General features: G+C 74.8%; 20 protein-coding genes and 3 pseudogenes. 17 read left to right on the top strand and 6 right to left on the bottom strand.

Annotated elements, in window-relative coordinates:
- The first annotated feature begins 65 nt into the window (after positions 1-65).
- The 6 genes from ACIP64_RS23715 (at position 66) to ACIP64_RS23690 (ending at position 7,270) form a co-directional block, all read left to right on the top strand.
- Positions 66-1,436, top strand: a complete 1,371-nt coding sequence (locus ACIP64_RS23715) for a prenyltransferase/squalene oxidase repeat-containing protein (RefSeq protein ID WP_401590114.1) — start codon at positions 66-68, stop codon at positions 1,434-1,436.
- Positions 1,433-2,362: a hypothetical protein gene (locus tag ACIP64_RS23710; protein WP_401590111.1), complete on the top strand. Its 930-nt coding sequence runs from the start codon at positions 1,433-1,435 to the stop codon at positions 2,360-2,362. Before ACIP64_RS23715 ends, ACIP64_RS23710 begins: the two co-directional genes overlap by 4 nt.
- Positions 2,362-3,543 carry an energy-coupling factor transporter transmembrane protein EcfT gene (locus tag ACIP64_RS23705; RefSeq protein WP_401590108.1) on the top strand — a complete coding sequence of 394 codons (1,182 nt, stop codon included), beginning with the start codon at positions 2,362-2,364 and terminating at the stop codon, positions 3,541-3,543. The genes ACIP64_RS23710 and ACIP64_RS23705 overlap by 1 nt, the downstream gene beginning before the upstream one ends.
- Positions 3,540-5,174 (top strand): ABC transporter ATP-binding protein, encoded by a 1,635-nt coding sequence (locus tag ACIP64_RS23700; RefSeq protein WP_401590105.1) that lies wholly within the window; start codon positions 3,540-3,542, stop codon positions 5,172-5,174. Before ACIP64_RS23705 ends, ACIP64_RS23700 begins: the two co-directional genes overlap by 4 nt.
- Entirely contained in the window at positions 5,171-6,079 is a 909-nt protein-coding gene (locus tag ACIP64_RS23695) for an ECF transporter S component (RefSeq protein WP_401590102.1), read from the top strand. Before ACIP64_RS23700 ends, ACIP64_RS23695 begins: the two co-directional genes overlap by 4 nt.
- 915 nt (positions 6,080-6,994) lie before the next feature.
- Positions 6,995-7,270, top strand: coding sequence for a hypothetical protein (locus ACIP64_RS23690; protein WP_401590099.1), 276 nt, complete (start codon positions 6,995-6,997; stop codon positions 7,268-7,270).
- A gap of 29 nt (positions 7,271-7,299) precedes the next feature.
- Here ACIP64_RS23690 and ACIP64_RS23685 read toward each other — a convergent pair whose 3' ends face one another.
- Positions 7,300-7,749, bottom strand: a complete 450-nt coding sequence (locus tag ACIP64_RS23685) for a hypothetical protein (protein ID WP_401590096.1) — start codon at positions 7,747-7,749, stop codon at positions 7,300-7,302.
- A gap of 656 nt (positions 7,750-8,405) precedes the next feature.
- On the opposite strand from ACIP64_RS23685, the gene ACIP64_RS23680 reads away from it, so the two are divergent.
- The 5 genes from ACIP64_RS23680 (at position 8,406) to ACIP64_RS23660 (ending at position 12,908) form a co-directional block, all read left to right on the top strand.
- Positions 8,406-8,927 carry a hypothetical protein gene (locus ACIP64_RS23680; protein ID WP_401590093.1) on the top strand — a complete coding sequence of 174 codons (522 nt, stop codon included), beginning with the start codon at positions 8,406-8,408 and terminating at the stop codon, positions 8,925-8,927.
- An 81-nt stretch (positions 8,928-9,008) separates the two neighbouring features.
- The gene (locus ACIP64_RS23675) at positions 9,009-9,851 is read left to right on the top strand and encodes a DUF4097 family beta strand repeat-containing protein (protein ID WP_401590090.1); all 843 of its coding nucleotides are present in this window, start codon (positions 9,009-9,011) and stop codon (positions 9,849-9,851) included.
- Between the two features lie 54 nt (positions 9,852-9,905).
- On the top strand, positions 9,906-10,895 hold the full coding sequence (locus tag ACIP64_RS23670) for an ATP-binding cassette domain-containing protein (RefSeq protein ID WP_401590087.1): 990 nt from the start codon (positions 9,906-9,908) through the stop codon (positions 10,893-10,895).
- The gene (locus ACIP64_RS23665; RefSeq protein ID WP_401590084.1) at positions 10,892-11,677 is read left to right on the top strand and encodes an ABC transporter permease; all 786 of its coding nucleotides are present in this window, start codon (positions 10,892-10,894) and stop codon (positions 11,675-11,677) included. The genes ACIP64_RS23670 and ACIP64_RS23665 overlap by 4 nt, the downstream gene beginning before the upstream one ends.
- A gap of 592 nt (positions 11,678-12,269) precedes the next feature.
- Complete coding sequence (locus tag ACIP64_RS23660) at positions 12,270-12,908, top strand: nucleotidyltransferase domain-containing protein (protein WP_401590081.1); 639 nt, start codon at positions 12,270-12,272, stop codon at positions 12,906-12,908.
- Positions 12,909-12,993: 85 nt separating this feature from the next.
- Here ACIP64_RS23660 and ACIP64_RS23655 read toward each other — a convergent pair whose 3' ends face one another.
- The 3 genes from ACIP64_RS23655 to ACIP64_RS23645 all read right to left on the bottom strand — a co-directional run bounded on the left by ACIP64_RS23655 (position 12,994) and on the right by ACIP64_RS23645 (position 15,041).
- The gene (locus tag ACIP64_RS23655) at positions 12,994-13,500 is read right to left on the bottom strand and encodes a hypothetical protein (RefSeq protein ID WP_401590078.1); all 507 of its coding nucleotides are present in this window, start codon (positions 13,498-13,500) and stop codon (positions 12,994-12,996) included.
- 65 nt (positions 13,501-13,565) lie between these two features.
- A complete protein-coding gene (locus ACIP64_RS23650; protein WP_401590075.1) occupies positions 13,566-13,967 on the bottom strand; it encodes a VOC family protein in 402 nt (133 codons plus the stop codon).
- A gap of 57 nt (positions 13,968-14,024) precedes the next feature.
- Complete coding sequence (locus tag ACIP64_RS23645) at positions 14,025-15,041, bottom strand: hypothetical protein (protein ID WP_401590072.1); 1,017 nt, start codon at positions 15,039-15,041, stop codon at positions 14,025-14,027.
- Positions 15,042-15,205: 164 nt separating this feature from the next.
- On the opposite strand from ACIP64_RS23645, the gene ACIP64_RS23640 reads away from it, so the two are divergent.
- Positions 15,206-15,781 carry a TetR family transcriptional regulator C-terminal domain-containing protein gene (locus ACIP64_RS23640; RefSeq protein ID WP_401590069.1) on the top strand — a complete coding sequence of 192 codons (576 nt, stop codon included), beginning with the start codon at positions 15,206-15,208 and terminating at the stop codon, positions 15,779-15,781.
- A gap of 13 nt (positions 15,782-15,794) precedes the next feature.
- Here the strand turns inward: ACIP64_RS23640 and ACIP64_RS23635 are convergent, their stop codons facing one another.
- Entirely contained in the window at positions 15,795-16,796 is a 1,002-nt protein-coding gene (locus ACIP64_RS23635) for an alpha/beta fold hydrolase (RefSeq protein ID WP_401590066.1), read from the bottom strand.
- 195 nt (positions 16,797-16,991) lie between these two features.
- Here ACIP64_RS23635 and ACIP64_RS23630 point away from each other — a divergent pair, with 195 nt between their 5' ends.
- From ACIP64_RS23630 to ACIP64_RS23610, 5 genes and pseudogenes are all read left to right on the top strand, one after another.
- Positions 16,992-18,725: an RNA ligase family protein gene (locus tag ACIP64_RS23630; RefSeq protein WP_401590063.1), complete on the top strand. Its 1,734-nt coding sequence runs from the start codon at positions 16,992-16,994 to the stop codon at positions 18,723-18,725.
- Position 18,726: 1 nt separating this feature from the next.
- Positions 18,727-18,861: pseudogene (locus tag ACIP64_RS23625) on the top strand (DUF504 domain-containing protein); the annotation flags it as partial.
- A 394-nt stretch (positions 18,862-19,255) separates the two neighbouring features.
- Positions 19,256-20,107: pseudogene (locus ACIP64_RS23620) on the top strand (2'-5' RNA ligase family protein); the annotation flags it as partial.
- Positions 20,108-20,162: 55 nt separating this feature from the next.
- Positions 20,163-20,312 (top strand): annotated as a pseudogene (locus tag ACIP64_RS23615) (2'-5' RNA ligase family protein); the annotation flags it as partial.
- Positions 20,313-20,321: 9 nt separating this feature from the next.
- On the top strand, positions 20,322-21,569 hold the full coding sequence (locus ACIP64_RS23610; protein ID WP_401590060.1) for a poly(A) polymerase: 1,248 nt from the start codon (positions 20,322-20,324) through the stop codon (positions 21,567-21,569).
- A 48-nt stretch (positions 21,570-21,617) separates the two neighbouring features.
- Here ACIP64_RS23610 and ACIP64_RS23605 read toward each other — a convergent pair whose 3' ends face one another.
- Positions 21,618-22,781 (bottom strand): alpha/beta hydrolase, encoded by a 1,164-nt coding sequence (locus ACIP64_RS23605; RefSeq protein ID WP_401590057.1) that lies wholly within the window; start codon positions 22,779-22,781, stop codon positions 21,618-21,620.
- Between the last annotated feature and the right edge of the window lie 8 nt (positions 22,782-22,789).

The following is a 22,789-nucleotide window of genomic DNA, read 5'->3' as shown; positions in this document are numbered from 1 at the left end:
CCGCCCGCGCACCGCGCGGCCGCTCTCCTGGGTGCGTCCCGAGGGCCGCCGTTCAGGAGGCTTCGTTGCGCATATCCGGCCGCACGGTCGCTCCCGCGCTCATCACCGCCACCCTTGTCGCCCTCCCCGCGACGCCCGCATGGGCCGAGCCGGACGCACCGGCCGTGCCGTCGGACGCCGCGGCCGCGGCCGGCTGGGCGGGCCGCCAGCTGAAGGACGGCGACCACGTCGAGGGCGACTTCGGCGCCGACGCCGGTCTGACGGCCGACGTCGTCCTGGCCCTGTCGGCCACGCGCACGGGCCGGGCCGAGACGGCCGCCGCGACCGACTGGCTGGCCGCGCACGCCGATTCCTACCTCACCGGCGACACGCCCGGCGACATCTACGCGGGCTCGCTCGCCAAGCTCGCGCTGGTGGCCGAGGCGGGCCACCGCGACCCGGGCGCGTTCGCGGGCCGCGACCTGATCGCGCAGCTCAACTCCCGTATGCAGCCCAGCGGCCGGTTCACCGACCACGCCACCTTCGGCGGCGCCGAGGTCAACGACTACTCCAACACGCTGACGCAGTCGCTGGCCCTGATCGCGCTGAAGCGGGACGGCGACGCCGTCCCCGCCCTGGCCGTGGACTTCCTCCTCGCCAACCAGTGCGCCGACGGCGGCTTCCCCGTCTTCTTCCCGGACGCCGGCGCGGAGTGCGCCTCCGACGCGGACGGCACCGGCATGGTCGTGCAGGCCCTGCTCGCCGCGGGCCAGGAGGAGGACGCCGCGGGCAAGGCACTGGACTGGCTGGAGAGCAAGCAGGGCAAGGACGGCGGCTTCGCCGGCACCGGCCCCACGGCCGTCGTGAACGCCAACTCGACCGCCCTGGCCACCCAGGCCCTGCGGGCCGGCGGGCGCGGGGCCGCGGCCGACAAGGGCGCGGGCTGGCTGCGCGCACGCCAGGTCGGCTGCGGCGGCGCGGCCGGGGACCGCGGTGCGGTGGGCTACCAGGAGGCCGCGGCGGACGGCAGCGCGCTGCGCGCCACCGTGCAGGCGGTGACGGCGCTGTCCGGGATCTCGTACGCGACGGTGGACGGCGCCGGCGCGACGGACGGACTGGCCACCCTGGACTGCTCGTCGCCGAGCCCCACCGGCAGCGGCTCCGCGACGGCCTCGCCCACCCCGACCGGTGAGCCCACGGAACCCGGCGGTTCCGCGACCCCCACCGACTCGGCGACCCCCTCCGCGTCCGACTCCGCCCCGGTCACCCCGAGCGCGGCGGCGCCGGCCTCCGACGGCTCCGCGGCAGCGGGTGGCACGGGCGGCACCGGCGGCGCGCTGGCCAGCACCGGCACCTCCGTGCTGGCCCCCGCGGCGGGCTCCGCGGCTCTCGTGGCAGCAGGTGCCGCGGTCGTGATCGCCGCACGGCGGCGCCGCTCCGCGGGAACCGGGGCGTGATCCGGCGGGTTTCGGCGGCGCTGGCGGTCTGCGCGGGCGCGGCCGCGGGGCTGCTGTGGCCCGCGGCCGCACCGGCCGCGGCGGCGGGGGGCTGCTCCGGTGTGCTGGTCGTCGTGGAGGACCGCGGTGTCCCGGACGCCCCCTACACGAGCCGGACCGGGTGCGCGCCCTCGCCGCAGAGCGGCATCCAGGCGCTCCAGCAGGCGGGTTTCTCGGTACGGCTGGGCTCCGGTCCGTACGGCGGCGGCTTCGTCTGCGCGCTGGACGGGGCCCCCGGCACGGGATGCGGGGCGGTGGACAAGGACACGTACTGGTCGTACTGGTACATGCTCCCCGGCACCAGCACCTGGGTGTACGGCGCGGCCGGACCGGCCGGCCGCACTCCCGCGAAGGGCGGCATCGACGCCTGGGTGTGGCAGGACTCCGGCGCCAACGAACCGCCGTCGCCGCGCAGCGCGGTCACGCCGAAGCCGACACCGACACCGACGCCCCGGCCGACGCGGACCACCGCGAAGCCGGGCGGCACGACGCACACACCGTCAGCCGGAGGCGCGGGCGGACCGGGCACCGGCGCTCCGGGCACCCGAGACACCACCTCGCCCCCGGCTGCCCGCCCGAGCGCGAGCGGCAAGGGCGCCACGCCGAACCCCACCGCGACCCGCGGCACCGCCGCCGCGACAAGCCCGGACCCGAGCCCGAGCCCGGGCCTGCCTGTCGGATCCCGCACCGAGCCGGCGGGCACCACGAGCAGCCCCGGCGCGGCCGCGACCGTCCGCGGGGTGCCGTCGGCCGGCGCCGCCTCCGGCGAACAGCGCTGGAACGGCTGGCCGCTGGTGGCCGGCACCCTCGCGGTCGCGGCCCTGGCCGGCGCCGCCGTCGTGCGGGCCCGCCGGCGCGACCGTACGCCGCCGGAGGTGTCGGGCTGATGCCGCGCCCCGGCGCGCGGCTGCTGCTGCCCCGCCAACTCCATCCGTTCGCGTGGTGGGCATGGGCCCTCGGGCTCGCCACCGCGGCGAGCCGCACCACCAACCTGCTGCTGCTGGCCCTCCTGGGCGCCGCGGCCGGCTACGTGGTGGCCGCCCGCCGCAGCGGCGCGCCCTGGGCGGCCGCCTACGGCGTGTTCCTGAAGCTGGCCGTCGCGGTGGTGGTGGTGCGGCTGGTGCTCCAGTCGCTGCTCGTCGGCTACGGCGGCACCACCGTGCTGCTCGACCTGCCCGCGGTCCCGCTGCCGTCCTGGATGAGCGGGGTCAGGCTCGGCGGCCCGGTGACCGCCGAAGCGGTGTACTCGGCGCTGTGCGACGGCGTGCGCCTGGGCGTCATGCTGCTGTGCTTCGGCGCCGCCAACGCGCTGGCCAGTCCCGCCCGGCTGCTGCGGGCGCTGCCGCGCGCCCTGCACGAACTCGGCGTCGCCGTCACCGTGGCGCTCAGTGCGGCGCCGCAACTGGTCGCCGCCGTCGGGCGGGTGCGGCGGGCCCGGCGGCTGCGGGCGCTGCCGGTCCGGGGGCTGCGCGGCACGCTCTCGATCGCCGCCCCCGTGCTGGAAGAGGCCCTGGACCGCGCCCTGGCCACCGCCGCCGCCCTCGACGCACGCGGGTACGGGCGGCGCGCCGCGGTGCCCGCCGGGCGCCGCGCCACCGTCCACGCGCTGCTGCTCGGCGGCCTCGCCTCCGTCGTCGTCGGCGTCTACGGACTCCTGGACTCCTCCACCACGATTCCCGTCGGCCCGCTGGGCGCGGTGACCACGGGCCGCGCCGGTCCGGTGCTGCTGGCGATCGGACTGCTCGGCTGCGTCGCCGGCATGCGGCTCGGCGGCGCCGCCGTGCAGCGCACCCGCTACCGCCCCGACCCGTGGACGCTGCCCGAGTGGGCGGCCGTCGCGAGCGGCGCCCTCGCCGCGCTCTGCTTCGTGCTCACCTCACCCGCGAGCGCGCTCGCCCCCGACCCCTGGTCCCTCCAGGCGCCGGGTCTGCCGCTGCTCGCCGCCGCCGGGGTGCTCTGCGCCCTGCTGCCCGCCCACCTGACCCCGCCACCGCCGGGCGACCACGACCGCACCCCCGTCCCCGACGGGCCGCAGCGGCCCACCGACCAGCCGAGGAAACAGCCGTGAACGCCGTCCACTGGGAGCAGGTCTCCTTCCGCTATCCGCGCGCGACCGCGCCGGTGCTCGCCGGGGTCGACCTGGCCGTGCCCGACGGGGAACTCGTGCTGGTCGTGGGGGCCACGGGCAGCGGCAAGTCCACGCTGCTGCGCACCATCAACGGGGCCGTCCCGCACGCGACCGGCGGCACGCTGTACGGCACGGTGACCACCGCGGGTCGCGACACCGCCGCGTACGCCCCGCGCGACCTCGCCGACGCCGTCGGTGTCGTGCCGCAGCGTCCCGCGGACGCCTTCGTGGCCGACACCGTCGAGGAGGAGATCGCCTACGGGCTGGAGTGCCTGGCGCTGCGCCCCGAGGCGATGCGCCGCCGGGTGGAGGAGACGCTGGACCTGCTGGGGCTGGCCGGCCTGCGGTCCCGGGCACTGGGGGCGCTCTCGGCCGGGCAGCAGCAACGGGTCGCGCTGGCCGCCGCGTTCGCGGCGCAGCCCGGGCTGCTGGTGCTGGACGAGCCGACCAGCGCCCTCGACCCGCCGGCCGCCGAGGAGGTGCTCGCCGCCCTGACCCGCCTCGTGCACGACCTCGGTACGACGGTGCTGCTCGCCGAGCACCGGCTGGAGCGGGTGGCGCAGTACGCGGACGCCGCGCTGCTGGTGCCCGGCGGTGGCGAGCCGGTGCGCTACGGCCCGACGGCGGACGTCCTGGCCGACGCGCCCGTGGCACCGCCCGTCGTCGAACTGTCCCGGCTGCTGGGCTGGCGGCCCGTCGCGCTGAGCGTGCGCGACGCCCGACGCAAGGCCGCCGGCCATGCGCTGCTCGCGGCGGCGCCCGTGCCGCGCGCCACGCCGGCGCAGGGCGAGCCGGTCGCCTCGCTGCGCGGGCTGGTGGCGCACCACGGACCGGTGCCCGCACTGCGCGGGGTCGACCTCACCCTCCACGAGGGCCGGATCACCGCGCTCATGGGCCGCAACGGGGCCGGCAAGTCCACCCTTCTGTCGTGCCTGGCCGGGCTGCACCGTCCCACCGCGGGCGAGGTGCGGGTGGGCGGCGAGAACCCCCTGAAGCTGAAACGCCGTCAGATCGCGGCGGCCGTCGGCATGGTCCCCTCGGACCCCGGCGACCTGCTGCTCACCGACCGCGTCGACCGCGAGTGCGCGAGCGCCGACCGCGAGGCCGGCGCCCTGCCCGGCACCACGGCCGCGCTGCTGGAGCGACTGGTGCCGGGCATCGACCCGCAGGCCCACCCGCGCGCCCTCTCCAGCGGCCAGCGGCTCGCCCTCGCGCTGGCCGTGCTCCTCGCCCGCCGCCCGAAACTGCTGCTGCTCGACGAGCCGACCCGCGGCCTGGACTACCCCGCCAAGGCCCGCGCCACCGCGATCCTGCGCCAACTGGCCGCCGAGGGGCACGCGGTGCTGCTGGTCACCCATGATGTGGAACTCGCCGCCGCGGCGGCCGACCGCGTCGCGGTCCTCGCCGACGGCGAGATCGTCGCCGACGAGGACGCCGTCGCGGCACTGGCCGCCTCGCCCGCCTTCGCCCCGCAGACCGCCAAGATCCTCGCGCCGGCGCCGCTGCTCACCGTCGACGAGGCCCGCGCTGCGCTCCAGGCGCTCGGCAGGGCTCAGGGGAGCCCGGCATGACCGGCGCGCCGACGCCCCCCGACGGCGGGCACGTCCTGCACCTGGCTGCCCGCACCCCCGGCCTGCCGCGCATCGGCCCGCGCTCCGCGGTCGCCCTCGTCCTGGTCTCGCTCGTCGGCCTCGCCGGCTTCGGCTGGCCCTTCCTCGCCGACGCGTCCTCCCCGGTCGCCCACGGCCAGGACGCCCCCTGGATGTTCGCCGCGCTCACCGCGCTGATCCTCGGCGTGGTCGTCAGCGCCCTGCTGGACGGCACCGCCGACGCGAAGTCCGTGGCCCTGCTGGGCGTGCTGTCCGCCGTGGGCGCCGCGCTGCGCCCGCTCGGCGCGGGCACCGCGGGCCTGGAGCCGATGTTCGTCGTCTTCCTGCTCGGCGGCCGGGTCATGGGCCCCGCCTTCGGCTTCGCCCTGGGCAGCACCGCTATGTTCGCCTCCGCCCTGCTCACCGCGGGCATCGGGCCCTGGCTGCCGTTCCAGATGCTCGCCGCCTCCTGGGTGGGACTGGGCGCCGGGCTGCTGCCGCGCCGGGTCACCGGCCGCCCGGAGATCGCCCTGCTGGTCGGCTACGCACTGGTCGGCGGCATCCTGTACGGCGTCGTGATGAACCTGTGGTTCTGGCCGGCCGGCCTCGTCGACCCGGCCGCCGCCACCGCGTACGACCCGCACGCCGGCGCCCTGGACAACCTGCGCCGCTACGCGGGCTTCTACCTCACCACCTCGCTCGGCTGGGACCTGCCGCGCGGCGTCCTCAACGCCCTGCTGGTGCTGCTGGCCGGACCCCGGCTGCTCGCGGCGCTGCGCTCCGCGACGGACCGGGCCGCGTTCGGGGCGCCCATCCGCGTGCTGCGGCCCCGCGAGGACGGGCTCCCCACCGCCGGGACGGACGGCGGTGCACCGGAGCGGAGCTGACGCATCATCAGTGCGGCCCGTCCGTGAACGCCGGGCCGGTGACGTGCCGCCCACGCGCCGCGTGTGGACCGCGTCGGGTGCCGCCGCCGTCCTGGGGACCGCAGCGGGCTACGCCGTGCAGTTCCTCAATTGAGAGCCGCCGCGGAAATGATCACTTGCCGCCCGACTTGATCCACCGCCACGCGAAGGTGCAGACCACGAAGGGCGCGACAACCATCGTCAACATCCACAGGCCCACACTTGCGGGCGAGTAAATGTAGTACTGCCACCGCTGTGGCAGAAACAGAGGCTCCAGCAACGACGCGACCAGGGCGGCCCACGTCGCAAGCACGGTTAGTGCCATCCGTGCCGCCAACACCGTTACAGCCCCCCGCGACCGCTCAAGCCCCTGACACCGAACCCTAGGGCTGGACCCCCAGCAGCCCGCAACGCCCCTGTACGGCTCGTCATGGTCGCACGGGGGGCGCCTTTCGTCGTCTTGGTCACACTCCGGATGACACCGGCCGCACATGCTGATGTCGGGCAGTTCGAGGGCAAGTTCGAACTCCGCACGGCTCAGCCACGCGCCGCCAGGGATCGAGCAGTCGGCCCGATGCAGTACGCCGCGCCCCGGCCGGTCTCCTCCCGGATCGGGCGCTCCGCATCCGCCGGCCTCGCCCCGCACGATGCTCGTCGGGCGACGTCGTCGAGGCCGCTGCCTGGCGGCCAAGGTCTGCGTCGCCGTCGGGACGGTCGGCCGTAGCGGTGACCGCGCCGCCACGGGTGCCCCCACCTGCGCGATCTTGCGGTCAACCGCGTCGAGCTGGAGTTGCAGGTAGGCCACGCGCAGACGTGTGCCGGGTGCGCGGACGACGACTGCCGGGTCGGCGCCGGCCTCCGCCGGATCCGGCGCGAGGCGCGCGGGCGGGTGCGGCAGTGACCACCATCGACGACACGCCGCTCCGGGGCACCGGGATCTGCGGTTCGTGCGGCCACCACACGAACGACGGCGCGATTCACCTGATCGAATCCGGATCGCGGCCGGGCGGCCGTGTGCTGGTGTGCGCCGACTTCATCGTGTGCCGTAAGAGGCAAAAGGACCGGCGGGAAGCGGCCATCCGCAGACTTGTAGTGCCAATCCGGACGACAGGGCCCCCGTCGGTTGCCGATCCGTCGGGGGCCCTGTTCGTGCACCCAATCAGTCGCGAGTGACTGGTTGAGGTCATGCAGTCGGCATGCGGTCAGGCGTGGCCCTGGTATGCGAGGCTGCAGTGCTCCGAGAGCCCCTGGACCGCACAGAGTTGCATGAAGACCAAGGTGCCTTCGTCCAGATTCCCGCTGTTCCAGCCACTGGTGTACTTGGCGTCGTGCCCACGCGTGGTGGCGGAGCGTCCCGTCGACGGGTCGACCATGCGCGCCTCCATGCCGAACCCGTCGCCAAGCCAGTCCGACACTCGAAACGCGTCGCCAGGGTTGTCATCTACGGGATCGGCGTTCCACTCCATGAGTCCCGCATAGGTGCCGTTGTTGTAGGCGGCGATGGTGAAGCTTCCAGAGGAGCTGACCGCGCTCTTGGAGAAGGTGAAGTTGGCCGCCGCCGCGTTGGTCGCTCCGAGGGTGAGAGAGGTACCGCCAACGAGGGCAGTAGCCGCCAGAAGCGTGACAACGCGGTTCCTCAGCTTCGTTTTCATGGAGTTGTCCTAAAGTTTGTTCCAATGTCGCTCAGTTGACCGACGATCATGAACTCTTCAACGGGTGCGGTCAATCTCTCGATGAGTATCTGGCTGGAACCAATCCGTCGTCGGCGGGCGAGTCACCTGTTTCGCGCGTCCTGTCCAGTGGCGGGGTGCCGGAGTATTTGAGCGATGCCCCGGGTGAACGTCCCCTTGCCTCGTGATCCACACCCCGGACACGGGCGGGGGTGCCGGGTACCCCGGATCGCGTCGGCACGGGCCTGTTCCAGCTTGCCGACCGTGTTGCGTCGCGGCGCGCGGGCTCGCGGCACGCGCGCCCATGTCGGCAGCGGATGGGGCTCTCGGGACTCCTGGAAGTCCTGGGGTGCGCGCACTCGGCGTCGCAGGGGCGGCGTCCGGGCCTGGGGTCCGCGCCGGGCGCACGAACGGGTACGCGGTGGACGTGGGATGACGGCGCACGCCCACCGGAGCGTTGTGGTGCCACGATGGCGCCACCGCCGGCACCAGAGCGGCCGATGGCCTCGGTGGTGCCGTGTTGGCGCATCTTGATGTCGGGCCGTTTGTGCAGGTCAGAGGCATGGTTGCCCACATCTCGACCGGCGGCACCTTTTGGGGCCTTGTATGTGGCACCACAGTGGTGCCATGATGGCGTCATGGACCTCACGCCCTATGTCGACAACCTCCGCCGCGAACTCGCGGTGGCCGCCGAGGCCGGCGGCGAAGAAGCCCGCGAGCTGGCCGAGCGGCTCACCGCCCCGCTGGAGTCGGCGACCCGCCTGACCATGCTCAACGTGCTCTCCGCCGCGATGGACGAGATCACCCGTGAACTCGCCCCCGGCTCGGTCGACGTACGGCTGCGGGGGCTCGACCCCGACTTCGTGGTGACGCCACCGCCGCGCGACGAGGTCTACGAGGACAGGAGCGGCTCCGCAGAGCCACTCATGGCACCGCCCCCGGCACCGGGCGACGCCGACGAGGGCGCCACCGCCCGCGTCAACCTGCGTCTTCCGGCTCACCTCAAGGTGCGCGCCGAGGAGGCCGCGAACCGCGAGGGCCTGTCGGTCAACGCCTGGCTGGTGCGCGCCGTGTCGGCCGCGGCCGACGGCGGGCCACGGCAGCGTCCGGCGGAGAAGACCCGGACCGTCGGTCAGAGCTTCACGGGCTGGGTGCGCTGACCGCACCACGCCCGCACCACGCCACCCACACCCCGTCCCACCGGCGGGGATGCCCCGAGGACTCACGAGGACGGTACAGCCATGCCTTCTTTCGACACTCCCGAACCGATCTCGGTGACCGCCCATGTCGGCGCCGGCGCCGTCTCGTTCACCGCGGGCGACCGCGCCGAGACCGTGGTCGAGGTGCGGCCCCTCGACCCGAAGCGGGACAAGGACGTGCGGGCCGCCGAGCAGACCGAGGTCGGCTACGCGAGCGGCGTCCTGACCGTCAGGACGAAGGAGCGCCGCCTCATCGGGCCGAGCGGCGCCGTCGACGTGACGGTGGAGCTGCCCGCCGGCTCCCGCCTGGACGTGACCGGCTCCTGGACCCAGGTGCTGGGCGAGGGCCGGTTCGGCGAGGTCCGGGTCAAGTCCTCCTCGGGTGACGTCCGCTTCGACACGACCGGGCCGCTCCAGCTGACCGTCTCCCACGGCTCGATCACCGTCGACCGCGTCGAGGGCACGGCCGAGATCACCACCAGCTCCGGCAATCTGCGCGTCGGTACCGTCGACGGCCCCGCCGTCCTGAAGAACTCCCACGGCAGCACGACCGTCGGTGCCGCGATCGGCGACCTGCGCGTGAGCGGCGCCAACGGCAACATCGACATCACGCGCGTCGAGGGCTCGGTCACCGCCACCACCGCCCACGGCACGCTGCGCGTCGCCGAGGCCGCCCGCGGAACGGTCCAGTTGGAGACCTCCTACGGTGCCATCGAGATCGGCATCCGGGAGGGCACCGCCGCCTGGCTCGACGCCAGCTCCGAGCGCGGGCGGGTGCGCAACCAGCTCGCCGACGCCGAACCGCCGCAGCAGACCGAGGACACCGTCGAAGTCCGCGCCAGGACGCGCTGGGGCAACATCGATGTCCGCCGCGCCCGGGCGTGAGCCCCGAACCCGCCGACCACCCCCGCCACTTCACTCCTCGAAAGGGAGGACTCCATGCCCTCATCTGTCATGCCCACGCCTAAAAGTGGGACACCCGCGGCCGTCTCCGTCGTCGGACTGCGCAAGTCCTACGGTGACAAGACCGTCCTGGACGGCATCGACCTGCGGATCCCCACCGGGACCGTGTTCGCACTGCTCGGCCCGAACGGCGCCGGCAAGACGACCACCGTGCAGATCCTCTCCACCCTCGTCTCCGCCGACGGCGGGCAGGCCCAGGTCGCGGGCCACGACCTGGCCGACGACCCGCAGGGGGTGCGCGCCGCCATCGGCGTCACCGGGCAGTTCTCCGCTGTCGACGGTCTGATCACCGGCGAGGAGAACATGCTCCTCATGGCGGACCTGCACCACCTGCCCAAGCAGGAGGGCCGCCGCACCGCCGCCGAACTGCTGGAGCGCTTCGACCTCACCGAGGCGGCCAAGAAGCCCGCCTCCACCTACTCCGGCGGCATGAAGCGCCGCCTCGACCTCGCCATGACCCTGGTCGGCAACCCGCGGATCATCTTCCTCGACGAGCCGACCACGGGACTGGACCCCCGCTCCCGGCACAACATGTGGCAGATCATCAGGGAACTGGTCACCGGCGGCGTCACCGTCCTCCTCACCACCCAGTACCTCGAGGAGGCCGACGAACTCGCCGACCGCATCGCCGTGCTCCACAACGGCCGGATCGCCGCCGAGGGCACCGCCGAAGAACTCAAGCGCCTCATCCCCGGCGGCCACGTCCGGCTCCGCTTCACCGACCCCGCCACCTACTTCGGCGCCGCCTCCGCACTGGCCCGGGCCACCCGGGACGACGAAGCCCTCACGCTCCAGATCCCCAGCGACGGCAGCCAGCGCGACCTGCGCACCCTCCTCGACGAACTCGACACCGCCGGCATCGAGGCCGACGAACTGACCGTGCACACCCCCGACCTCGACGACGTCTTCTTCGCCCTCACCGACACCGACACCGTCCCCGCCCAGACCAAGGAGACCGTCCGATGAGCTCCCTGCCCCTCGCCGTCCGCGACTCCACCACGATGCTGCGCCGCAACCTCCTGCACGCCCGGCGCTACCCGTCCCTCACCCTGAACCTGCTGCTGACCCCGATCGTCCTGCTGCTGCTGTTCGTCTACATCTTCGGCGACGTGATGAGCGCGGGCATGGGCGACGGGGGTGCCGACCGCTCCCAGTACATCGCGTACCTCGTGCCGGGCATCTTGATGATGACCATCGGCGGCACCGTCGTCGGGACCGCGGTGTCGGTCTCCAACGACATGACCGAGGGCATCATCGCCCGCTTCCGCACGATGGCGATCCACCGCGGCTCCGTCCTCATCGGGCACGTCATCGGCAGCGTCCTGCAGTCCATCGCCAGCGTGGTCCTCGTCGGCGCCGTCGCCGTCGCGATCGGCTTCCGCTCCACCGACGCCACCCCCCTGGAATGGCTCGCCGCCCTGGGACTCATGGCGCTGGTCGCCCTGGCCCTCACCTGGATCGCCGTCGGCATGGGCATGGTCAGCCCCAACGCCGAGGCCGCCAGCAACAACGCACTGCCGCTGATCGTCCTGCCCCTGATCTCCAGCGCCTTCGTCCCGATCGACTCCATGCCCGGCTGGTTCCAGCCGATCGCGCAGTACCAGCCGTTCACGCCGGCCATCGAGACGCTGCGCGGGCTGCTGCTCGGGACGGAGATCGGCAACAACGGGTGGCTGGCGGTCGGTTGGTGTGTGGCGCTCGCCGCGCTGGGCTACGCCTGGTCCAAGTCGCTCTTCAACCGCTCGTAGCCTCTCCCCGCCTGTGTGCCCTGTGAAGTCAGCTACCCCGGCGCCCGCTGTATGGGCGCCGGGGTAGCGGCCTCCGCGGCTGCCATTCCGGACAGCACATCTAGGTGCCTCAGGCACTGTCGGCTGCGTGCCCCGGGTTGTGCACCCAAATATCCTCCACAGTCCAGAACGCCACCCTCCCCCAGCTACCGCTGGGAGGTGCCCCCACCTCCCCCCGCCCCCTCCGCGCCTGATCCCCGGTGGGTGGGCATGGACGGCACCGTGCTCGGGCACCCGTAGGCGCCGCGCTGTCCAAGTGCGCAGCCGTCGCCGCCAACAGTCACCCCCACCGGCCGTAAGTCGCCCCAACGACCCCGGGAGGGGGTGCGCCGGGGTCCGCCCGCAGGGGACGAGCGGAGACCGCGTGGTCGATGCCGAACGATGTAGGGGTAAACCGCGAGCGCCGAGGACGGACTCCGGAGCGGCGCCGACCCCCACGACGCACGCAGCGCGGGGCCCGCACTTACCGCGCCGGGCACTCGGGCGGGAGGGCGGGGAAAAACGGGTCAGGCGCGCGGAGCGCGCGCCGCGACCGCGGCGGTACGTTGTCACGATGACCGAATCTCTGCCGCCCGGCGGCGCGGTACTTGACGCGGACGAACTGGAGGCCCGGTGGGCGGACGCCTGGCGTCCGGAACGCGTCGCGGAGCGGTTGGACGGGATCGGACTGCCGTGGTGCGTCGCGGCGGGATGGGCCCTTGATCTGTTCCGCGGGAAGCAGTCGCGGCCGCACGGCGATCTGGAGATCTCGGTGCCCGCGGCGGGGTTCCCGGAGATTCGCCGGCGTTTCCCCGAGTTCACTTTTCACGCCGTGGGTTCGGGGCGGGTCTGGTCGGGGGCGGGAGCCGAGGAGTTGGCGGCCACGCATCAGACCTGGCTTCGGGATCCGGTGAGCGGTCAGTTCCTCTTCGACGTCTTCCGGGAGCCGCACGAGGGCATGACGTGGATCTTCCGGCGGGACGAGAGGCTGCGCCTGCCGTACGACATGCTCATTGAGCGAACGGCCGACGGGGTCCCGTTCCTGGTGCCGGAGTTGGTGCTGCTGTTCAAGGCGAGGACGCCACGGCCCAAGGACCAGGCGGACTTCGACGGGGTGCTGCCGCTGCTGGGGCGGGCGCGACGGGATGTGCTCAGCGGCTGGCTGGATCTCGTGCACCCCGGGCATCCGTGGCTGGCCGACCTGGCGCGCTGATGGGGCAGGCCCGCGAGGCAGCGGATCCGGCTGCAACCCGCGGACGCTCCGAGTCCGGGGAGGCGCTGTGCCGGGGCGCCACGCTTCAGCACGCCGGAGCCGTCGCGGTGAAGATCAACTCCGTGTCCGCGTTCGTCGCCTCCTGGAGGCTGTACGAGACCGTCGCGCTCCAGCCGTCCTTCCCGAAGATCGTGTTCGCGTACGCCTCGTTGTCCTTGTGACGCAGTGTGGTCCAGCCCTTCCGGGTCAGGGCCGCCTCGATGGCCGCGTACGCCCGGGCGCCGGGCGCGGTGTCCGCGGACCAGGTGATCATGCACTCCGCGCTCGGCCGGTAGGAGCCGCCGGAGAACGAAAACCCCATGATGAAGCCGGTGGCCTCGTGGACACCGGCCTCCGCCGCGGCCGAGTGCAGTTCCCTGTCCACGGCCGCCCGACTCATCGGAACCGCCTTGGCGGCGGTGTCACTCCCCGGGCCCGCGGCGTACGCGGCGAGCACGCTGACGGCCGCGGCCGTCAGCTTCGCGCGCGCCGCTTTCCGGCGCGGTGCCGTTCCGGCGGGGACCGTTGGAGGGGGAAGGTTCGTCTCCTGCACGGCGGACACCCTTCCACACCCCCCGCAGACAGCCACCCCCGGCCCGAGGGCGGGGAAAGGCGGCGTCAGGACCACCCACGGGAGGAAAGCACCAGCCGGTACCCCTCAGGGTCGCGGACCGTGACGCCCCAGGCGTCCCAGTACGGGTTGTGCGCCGGCACCCGTACACCTCCGTGCGCTTCGAGGCGGGCCACGAGCTCCTCGGGAACCTCCTCCTCGAGGTAGACGACGAGGAGGTCCTCGACGGTCGGTGAGGGCTCGGGGACGTCCGGGCCCTGGACGAGTTCGAGGTGCCAGTGCGCGCCGGGCCAGCCGGCCATGAGCAGGGAGTGCTCACCCGGTGTGCCGTCGCCCTCGTGCCGGAAGAGCACGCTGAGGCCGAGCCCGTCGATCCAGAACCGCTCGGCGGCGGCGAGGTCGCGCACGGGGCGCGCGATGCGCAGGTGCGCGTTGGCGTCGGCGGGCACGGGCGGCTCCTCGCGTCGGGGGGATGTGCGCGGGGAGCCTACCCGTGCCGCGCCGTCTCAGATCGCCGGGGCAGTCCGCCGCAGCGGCAGCCGCCGTACCGCGTCCCGGAGCCTGGGCCGCAGGGTCACGAGCACCGCCGCGCCCCCCGCCCACAGCGCAAGCGTCGCCAGCGGCGTGAGCGCGTGGGCCCCGTCGAAGTACGTGAGGTCCGTGACCGCCCGTACGGCCGCACCCGGGGGCAGGGCCGCCGAGAGAGCGCGGCCCGCGCCGGGCAGCAGGTCGGGGCCGATCGTCGCGCCGCTGGTGGAGTTGCCGATGGTGAGCAGCAGGAGCGTCGCGACGGGCACACCCAGCGGCCCGAGGTACGTGCCCAGCAGTTTCGTCGTGAACGCCGCGGCCGCGGACAGCAGGGCCAGGGTGAAGGCCAGCGGCAGGAACGGCGCGGGGACGGCGCCGAGGAGGGGACCGGCGATGAAGGCGGCGAGCAGGCCGGAGACCGCGGAGAAGCCCGCGATGAGGGTCAGCCGGTGGCGCAGGTGGAGGAGTTGGCCGAGGCCCAGCGCGTTCTGGGCGAGGACGAAGCCCGCGAGGGACACGCCGAAGGAGACGTAGAAGCCCGCGAGGCCGCGGGCGTCGTACTGGTCGAGCGGTACGACGTCGCGGACGCTGACGTCCTTCCCGGCCCCGTGGCCGTAGGCCGTGACGAGGTTCTTGACCGCGGTGGTGGTCGACAGGCCGTTCGCGCCGGCGACGTCGAGCCGCAGCCTGTCGCCGTGGTCGGTGGCGCTGAGCGCCGCGACGACGTCGTGCCGCTCCAGCGCCAGGCGGGCGTCGGCGGTCGAGGCGGCGGGGCGGACGTCGACCGCGTCGCCGAGCCCCTGCTGGAGGCGGTCGGCCAGCAGGGTGCCGGAGACGGAGATCGGCAGCCGGTGCGGCTGGGGGTCGCGCTGCACCCCGATGTAGCAGCTGATGAAGGCCGAGACGATGACGAGGCCGATCAGGGCGGGCTGCAGCCAGGCCCTGACCGGAACGGCGCTCCTGCGGTGCGCGGCCTCGTGAGGGGTGGGGTGCACGAAGGGTCTCCAGATGTCCGGGGCGGTGAGGTCGGGGGCCCGGCGGCGCTGCCGGTACTGGACGTGGCGGCCTAATGTGACCGGTCGTCTTGGACAGGATAAGCGACCCGCCCGCCGTGAACATTCCCCGGAGCCGGTGTGAGACGACCGGTCATACTGAGGGCGTGACGACCAAAGAACGGATCGCCGAGGCCGGGCTCAGGCTGTTCCACGAGCGCGGCTACAACGGCACCAGCGTGCAGGACATCGTGGCCGCGGCCGGCGTGCCCAAGGGGTCCTTCTACAACCACTTCAGCAGCAAGGAGACGCTCGGCCTCGACGCCGTCGAGCGCTTCTCCGGCTCCCTGGCCCTGGAGACGCTGACCGGCGCCGCGCCCTCGCCGATCGCCAGGATCGAGGCCAACCTGCGCCACCGCGTGGCGCTCGCGGCCCGCAACGACTTCGCGCGCGGCTGCCTGCTCGCCAATCTGGCCGCCGAGATCCCGGCGCACAGCCCCGCCCTGAGCGAGGCGGTGCGGGAGCAGCTCCAGCGCTGGCAGGAGGCGCTCGCCGGGACGCTGAGGGAGGCGCAGGAGGTGGGGGAGGTGGCCCGGGCGGTGTCGGCGGAAGCGCTGGCGGACTACCTGGTGAGCGGTTTCGAGGGGGCGATGTCCCGGGCCAGGCTCGTTCGCGGCCGGCAGCCGCTCGACGGATTCCTCGACGTGACGTTCGCCACCGTGCTCGCCCGCCCCGCCGGCTGAGCCCGGCGCGCGGTCACCGGGGGCGGGTTTCGCGCCTGCGGGTGAGGGCGTACAGGGCCGTGCCGGTCGCCACCGAGATGCTGGCCGCCGCGGCCATCATCGCCACGGGCCGGGAGTTCGCGGCGGGGGCGAGCCGGGGGCCGGCCGCGCGGGCCGCCTCCAGGACCAGGTCGGTGACGGCCCGGGGCGCCGTGACGTGGACGGCGTGGGGCGCGTCCACCTCGACGACATGGCTGCCGGCCCGGAGGGCCATGAAGCGCTCGTTGGCGGCGCCGATGGCCTGGTCGGCGGTGGCGACCAGGTACCAGGAGGGGATGGTCCGCCATGCCGCGGCACGGGCCGCCTCGGTCACGACCCCCGTGGCGGCGGGGCGCTGGGCCGCCGCCAGCGAGGCCGCGGTGGCGGCCGGGACACGGCCGCTCAGCATGATCTCGTTGTACCGCTCGGGCCTGATCCACAGTTCGAGCCCGCCGCCGCCGCCGCCGCCGTCGCCGTCCTCCTCCGGCACCGGGACCGTGCGCAGCGCGGCGGGCACCAGGGACGAGGCGTCGGCCAGGTGGCTGCCCGGGTACTTCGCGATGAGCCGGCGGGTGTTCTCCCCGGCCTCCGGCGCGAAGGCCGCTATGTAGACCAGCGACTTGACGTTGGGGTTGCCCGCCGCGGCGTTGGTGATCACCGCGCCGCCGTAGGAGTGGCCGACCAGCACGACGGGGCCCTTGACCGTCTTGAGGACCGCCGTCAGGTACGCCGAGTCGGCGTTCAGCCCGCGCAGCGGATTGGAGGGCGCGAGCACCGTGTAGCCGTTCTTCTGCAGTCCGCGGATGACCGGGAGCCAGCCCGAGGCGTCCGTCCAGGCCCCGTGCACCAGCACGATCGTCGGCCTGGTGCCGCGTCCGCCGCCGCTCCCGCCCGCGGGGGACGCCGCCACCGGGCAGGAGACCGCCAGGGCGGCCACCGGCACGAGCAGCGCAAGGCAGCGTGCGCGGCGGGACATCGCGAGCGGATTCGCAGACATCGGCACTCTCTTCGCCTCGGGGCAGGCAGGACGGTTGGTGACGAGTCTGCGCGGAGGGCGGTCACGGGGCGCGACCGGTGCGGCCGTCGGAGTGACCCGCGCGGGGCACCGGCCGGCGCTAAATCGATGGAACGGGTGTCCGTGACGCTCCTACAGTGGCCGCGCACCAATGGAGCACGGGGGAGCACCGCAACCATGCGTACGCACTATCCGCGCACCCCTCATCTGCCCTGGTCACCGGGGGCCGCGTCGGACGACGTGCGGGCCCGGGACCTGGACGGGCTGCGCGGGCGCGAGGTCGTCGTCACCGAGAAGCTGGACGGCGAGAACACCACCCTCTACACCGACGGCCTGCACGCCCGGTCGCCGGACTCGGCCCACCACCCCTCGCGCGCCTGGGTGAAGGCGCTCCAGGGGCGGATCGGGTCCGCGATCCCGCCCGGCCGGCGGGTGTGCGGGGAGAACCTGTTCGCCCGGCACTCGCTCGCCTACGAGGCCCTGGACAGCTGGTTCTACGGGTTCTCGGTCTGGGACGGAGACCGGTGCCTGGACTGGGACGCCACGACGGGCTTCCTGCGCCGCCTCGGCGTCCCGGTGCCGCCGGTGCTGTGGCGGGGCACCTTCGACGAACGGGCGCTGCGGGCCCTGCGCGTGGACACCGCCCGACAGGAGGGCTGGGTCGTCCGCACCACCGAGGGCTTCGCCCGCGAGGAGTTCGGGCGGCGCGTCGCGAAATGGGTGCGCCCGGACCATGTGCGGACCAGTACGCACTGGATGCACGCCGCCGTCGTGGAGAACGGGCTCGGCCCGGCCGCCGCGCTGTGGGCGGTCCGCTCCGGCGCGGCCCCCGACCCGGCCGCACTCGTGACGGCGCTCGGCCTGCCCGCGCAGGACACGCGGGACGCACATGCCGCCGCGGACGCGGCCGCCCGGCTGGACGTTCTCGGACGGACCGGGGACGCCCGGCTCGCGGGCGTGCTCGCCGCCCTGCTGCACGGCGCGCACCGCGCCCCGCTCGCCGCCCGGCTCGCCGGGCCGCTGGGCATGGCCACCGCCCGGCGGGTCGCCGACCTGGTCGGGCTGCACGCCGCCCTCCACCTGCCGTACCCGGACCGGGACCGCCGCGCCGGGCTCGGGCGTCTCTCCCTCGCCGCCGACCTGGGCGTCCTGCACGCCGTCGCGGCCGCGGTCGCGCCCGGCGACGCGGCCCGCGAGCAGGCCGAGTGGTCGGCGCTCCACGCCGACGCGGCGGGACTGCTCGCCGAGGAACCGTCCGCCCCGCTGCGCGACGGGCTGCGCGACGCCCTCGCCGGACTCGGCCGCGCCGCCGCCGACCGCTGCTGGACCGAGGCCCGGACCGCGTACGCCGCAGGTCGCCTCGGCAGCGCGGAGGAGGCCGTCGCGGCGACCTGGCGCTACCGCTCGGGCGACTTCCCCCGCCTGATCCACCTCGTGGGCCCTGCGGGCAGCGGCAAGAGCACCTTCGCCGCCGGCCTGGACGGCGTCGACACCCGGGTCTCCCTGGACGAACTGCGGACCGCCCGCGGGTCCCGGGCCGACCAGCGCGCCAACCAGGAGGTGCTGCGGGACGGCCTGCGAGGGCTGGACAGCGCCCTGACCGGACGTGCGACGGTGGTGTGGGACGCCACGTCACTGAGTCCCCACCAGCGGTCCCTGGTGCACGCGGTGGCCCGCCGCCGCGACGCCCTCGTCACCCATGTGGTGGCGCTGGTCGGGGAGGACGAACTGGCGCGCCGCAACGCGGTCCGCGACCACCCGGTCCCAGGCGCCGTGCTCACCGCGCAGACCCGCCGCTTCGACCCGCCGTACCCGGGCCACGCGCACCGCACCTGCTACCTGGGCGCGGACGGCACCGTCGAGGACACCGACGGCACGCTCGGCGCCGCGGCCCACGGACAGGAGGTGTGAGGTGCGCACCAGCGAGGAGATCTACCACCGGGTCCGCTGGGACGCCCGCTTCGACCCGGCCCGCTTCGTGCTGGGCGTCCTCCAGCGCGGCGCGGCGCCCAAGCGCGTCCCGCTGCCGGCCTTCGTGCCCGGCGGTGAGGTCCCCTGGCACCGCGTGCTGTTCGTCGAGGCCGACGGCGAACTCGTGTGGGACCGCGCCACCGGCGTCGACCGCATCGACGCCACCGACGCGGGCCGGGTGCGCGAACCCCGGCTGCTGCGCGCCCCGGCTGCTGCGCGCCCCGTTCTTCACCGCCCGCACCCCGCACGCCTGGGATCCGGCGGCCGACGGCTGGCGCCCCGGCGGCACGGCTCCGGCCGCGGCACCCGGCGGGGGAGAGGTGCGGGTCCTGACCTGGAACACCCTGTGGGACCGCTACGACGGGCACCTCATCGCCACCGACCGCCGCCGCCCCCTGCTGCTGCGCGCGCTGGAGCGGTCGGACGCCGACGTCATCGCGCTCCAGGAGACCGAGCCGCGCCTGCTCGCGATGATCGCCGCCGAGCCCTGGGTCCGCGAGCGGTACGTCCTCGGCACCCCGCCGGACGGCACCGGGACGCACGAGGTGGCGGAGCACGGACTGCTGCTGCTCAGCCGGCTGCCCGTGCGCGAGTCCGCGGCGCACACCCTCGGTCCGCACAAGGCCGTCGCCGCGATCACCGTGGAGACCGCCCAAGGCCCGCTCGTCGTGGTCGCCACCCATCTGAGCAGCGACCACTCCGAGGACGGCGCCGGCCGGCGGGAGGCCGAACTGGCCCGGCTGGCCGAGGGACTGGCCGGCGTCGACGCCCCCGGACTGGTCGTCCTCGGCGACTTCAACGACGGCGGCGACGCACCGGCCCGCGCGCTCGGCCTCCGCGACGCCTGGACCGACGTCCACGGCGCGTCCGACACGACCCCCACCTTCGACCCCGCGGCGAACCCGCTCGCCGCCGTGTCCTCCCTCACCGGCCGGGCCTCCCGCCTGGACCGCGTCCTCCTGCGCGACGCCGCGGGATTCCGCGCCACCGCCGCCCGGCTGCACGGCGAAACCCCCGCGGCCGACGGGCTGTTCGCCTCCGACCACTACGGGGTGGAGGCCGTCCTCACCCCGTCGGGCAGCACGGGCACGCGGACCCTGGACGAGGCGCCCACCGCCCGCACCGCGGTCGCCTGGCTCCCGCCGGAGGAACTGCGCCCCGCGCTCGACGGCGTCCGCCGGGAGCACGACCCGCAGATCCACCGCTGGCCCCCGCACGTCAACCTGCTCTTCGGCTTCGTACCCGAGCACGCCTTCGAGCGCGCCGCGCCCCTGCTCGCCGAAGCGGCGGCCGCCTCACCCGGTTTCAGCGCGCGACTGGACGGCATCCACACCTTCGGCCACCGCGAGGACGCCACCGTCTGGCTCGACCCCGCCGCTGCCGGCGCCCGCCCCCTGGGCCGCCCTCCACCACGCCCTCGCCGAACGGTTCCCGCACTGCCGGGGCCGCGCCGGGGGATACACCCCGCACCTCACCCTGGGCCGCACCCCCGACCCGCTGCCCGTCGCGGCCGCGACGGCGGCCCGCCTCGCCCCGATGACCGCCCGCGTCGGGACGATCGTCCTGCTGTCGCGGCGCGGCGACGAGCCGATGCGGCCCCGCGCCGAGGTCGCCCTCGGCACGGGCACGCTGCGCTGGCTGGACGACGCACCCCCGCCGGGCGGCAGCCCCGCACCGGCCGCCGGGGACACCGAAGCGGCCCGTGTGCTGCGGCAGTTGACGCAGGCGCTCCGGCCCGGAGCGGTGCACCTGGCCGGGTCCCGCCGCATGGGATGCCATCTGCCCGGCGCCGATCTCGACGTGGTGGCGGCGCTGCCCGGCACGGCCGACATGGAGGACGTGGCGGCCCGCGTCGCTGCCGCCGTGCCCGGGGCCGTACGGCTGCGCGAGGTCACCGGGGCCCGGGTGCCGGGGCTGCGCTTCAGCGTGGGCGCCCTCGACGTCGACCTGGTGGTCGTGGCCACCGGGCCGCTCGCCCCCGGCGAGGCGGTGGACCGGCGCCTGGACCTGGGCGAGGCCGCCGCCGTCGCGCTGAGCGCCGTCAGCGACGCGGACGCCGTGCTTGCCCTGGCCGGCGGCGCCCACGACCGCTTCGCCGCACTGGCCCGCCAGGTGAAGGCCTGGGCCCGCGCGCGCGGACTGGACTCGGCACCGTTCGGCGGACTGCCGGGACTGGCCTGGGCGCTGCTGGCGGCCCGGACGGTGGGCGAGCACCCGGACACGCCCGCGTCCGGTCTGGCGCGCGAGTTCTTCGCGACCTGGGCCGCGTGGGACTGGCACAACCCGATCGGCACCGCCGGTGCCACCGCCCCGGCCGTGTCCGTCGCCACCCCGAGCGCCCCCGTCCGCTGGTGCACCGAGCAGACCGGCCCCGGCTTCCGCGACCTGCTGACCCAGGAGCTCTACCGCGCCTGGGAGTTGCTGGACGAGGGCGCCGACACGGCGGTGCTCCTCGCGCCCCCGCCCCTGCACCGGCGGCACGCCGCCTGGGCCGTCGCCACGGTGCGCCCCGCCCCGGGCGAGGACCTCGACCGGACCGTGGGCCGGTTCCGCGGCCGCGTGCGCGCCCTGCTGACCGCGCTGGAGGCGGCGGGCGCCGTCGACGTCCACGCGTGGCCGCGGCCCTTCGCGGCCGGTGCCCACGAGGCACGGTGGGCCATCGGCCTCGGCAGCACCCCACCCGACGCCGGCGCCCTCGACCGTGCCGCCGCGCGCTGGCTGCGCGCCGTGCCCGGTGTGACGCTCGCCCGCGTCGACGGCGGGGCCGTTCCCACACTGCGCTGACGCGAGGGGGCGGCCGGTGCACGGCCGCCCCCTCCTCCGGTACGCGGGCTACTTGCCGCCGCCCGAGTCCGCGCCGTGCAGGGCGTCGCGGAGCACGGCGCTCGCCTCCGCGACGGCCGCCTTGTTGGACTCGGTGTCCCTCAGGGCGTTGAGCATCATGAAGTCGTGGGTGATCTTCTCGTAGTGCGAGAGGGTCACCGGGACCCCGGCGCCGCGCAGCTTCCGCGCGTACGCGGTGGCCTCGGAGAAGAGCACGTCGGAGTCCGTGATCACCAACGCCGGGGGCAGACCGCGCAGTTGACCGGTGGTGGCGCGCAGCGGCGCCGCGAGCGGGTTGGAGCGGTCCTTCAGGTGCGGGGCGTACGCGTCCCAGAACCACTGCATCGCGGGCCGGGTGAGCCAGCAGTTCTCCGCGAAGCGGTGGTACGACGGCGTGTCGAAGTCGGCGTCGGCCACCGGGTAGAGCATGACCTGCTGGCGGAAGTGCGGGCCGCCGCGCTGCTTGGCCATCATCGTGACGGCGGCGGTCATGTCACCGCCCACCGAGTCGCCGGCGACGGCCAGGCGCGAGGTGTCCACGCCGATTCCGGCGCCGTTGGCCGCGACCCACTTGGCCACCGCGTACGCCTGCTCGATCGGCACGGGGAACTGGGCCTCGGGCGACGGGGTGTAGTCGACGAACACCACGGCCGCCTTGGCCCCGTTGGCGAGTTCGCGGATCAGCCGCTCGTGGGTCTTGAAGTTGCCCAGCACCCAGCCGCCGCCGTGGATGTAGACGATGCCGGGCAGCGCGCCCTTCGCCCCCTCGGGCCGTACGACGTGCACGGAGACCGGCCCGGTCGGACCGCCGGGCACGTCCCGCTGCTCGACCGTGGCGGGCAGCATGTCCACCGGCCCGGCCTGGAGCTTGTTCAGCACCTCGCGGGCGTCGCTGTACGACATCTTGTACAGCGGTGTCCCGTCGGCCGCCGCGAGCCCGTTGAGGAAGTCCTGGGCGATCGTCTCGAGTTTCACCGGCGGGTCGCCGCAGGGCACGTACTTCGCCGGCGCCCCGTCGGCCACGGCCACCCTCGTCGCCGCCGCGCCGTGGACGTCGGCGGAGCGGCCGGCCCGGCCCGCGCAGCCGGCGCTGAGCGCGGTGGCCACCACGAGTGCGGCGGCCAGGGCCCAGCGGCTGTGACGCGCCGTGGACGGGTCTCGAGGACAGGTCATGTCGGTCT

This window comes from Streptomyces sp. NPDC088733 (assembly GCF_044751185.1).
Lineage (GTDB): Bacteria > Actinomycetota > Actinomycetes > Streptomycetales > Streptomycetaceae > Actinacidiphila.
The sequence above is the reverse complement of the archived record's forward strand: the minus strand, read 5'-3'. Positions and strand labels throughout refer to the sequence as shown.

Bases quoted from the DNA above. Each gene is read 5' to 3' on its own strand.
- ACIP64_RS23705 (WP_401590108.1), top strand. From the start codon at position 2,362: ATGCCGCGCCCCGGCGCGCGGCTGCTGCTGCCCCGCCAACTCCATCCG.
- ACIP64_RS23695 (WP_401590102.1), top strand. From the start codon at position 5,171: ATGACCGGCGCGCCGACGCCCCCCGACGGCGGGCACGTCCTGCACCTG.
- ACIP64_RS23685 (WP_401590096.1), bottom strand. From the start codon at position 7,749: ATGAAAACGAAGCTGAGGAACCGCGTTGTCACGCTTCTGGCGGCTACT.
- ACIP64_RS23680 (WP_401590093.1), top strand. From the start codon at position 8,406: ATGGACCTCACGCCCTATGTCGACAACCTCCGCCGCGAACTCGCGGTG.
- ACIP64_RS23675 (WP_401590090.1), top strand. From the start codon at position 9,009: ATGCCTTCTTTCGACACTCCCGAACCGATCTCGGTGACCGCCCATGTC.
- ACIP64_RS23670 (WP_401590087.1), top strand. From the start codon at position 9,906: ATGCCCTCATCTGTCATGCCCACGCCTAAAAGTGGGACACCCGCGGCC.
- ACIP64_RS23665 (WP_401590084.1), top strand. From the start codon at position 10,892: ATGAGCTCCCTGCCCCTCGCCGTCCGCGACTCCACCACGATGCTGCGC.
- ACIP64_RS23660 (WP_401590081.1), top strand. From the start codon at position 12,270: ATGACCGAATCTCTGCCGCCCGGCGGCGCGGTACTTGACGCGGACGAA.
- ACIP64_RS23635 (WP_401590066.1), bottom strand. From the start codon at position 16,796: ATGTCTGCGAATCCGCTCGCGATGTCCCGCCGCGCACGCTGCCTTGCG.
- ACIP64_RS23630 (WP_401590063.1), top strand. From the start codon at position 16,992: ATGCGTACGCACTATCCGCGCACCCCTCATCTGCCCTGGTCACCGGGG.
- ACIP64_RS23610 (WP_401590060.1), top strand. From the start codon at position 20,322: ATGACCGCCCGCGTCGGGACGATCGTCCTGCTGTCGCGGCGCGGCGAC.
- ACIP64_RS23605 (WP_401590057.1), bottom strand. From the start codon at position 22,781: ATGACCTGTCCTCGAGACCCGTCCACGGCGCGTCACAGCCGCTGGGCC.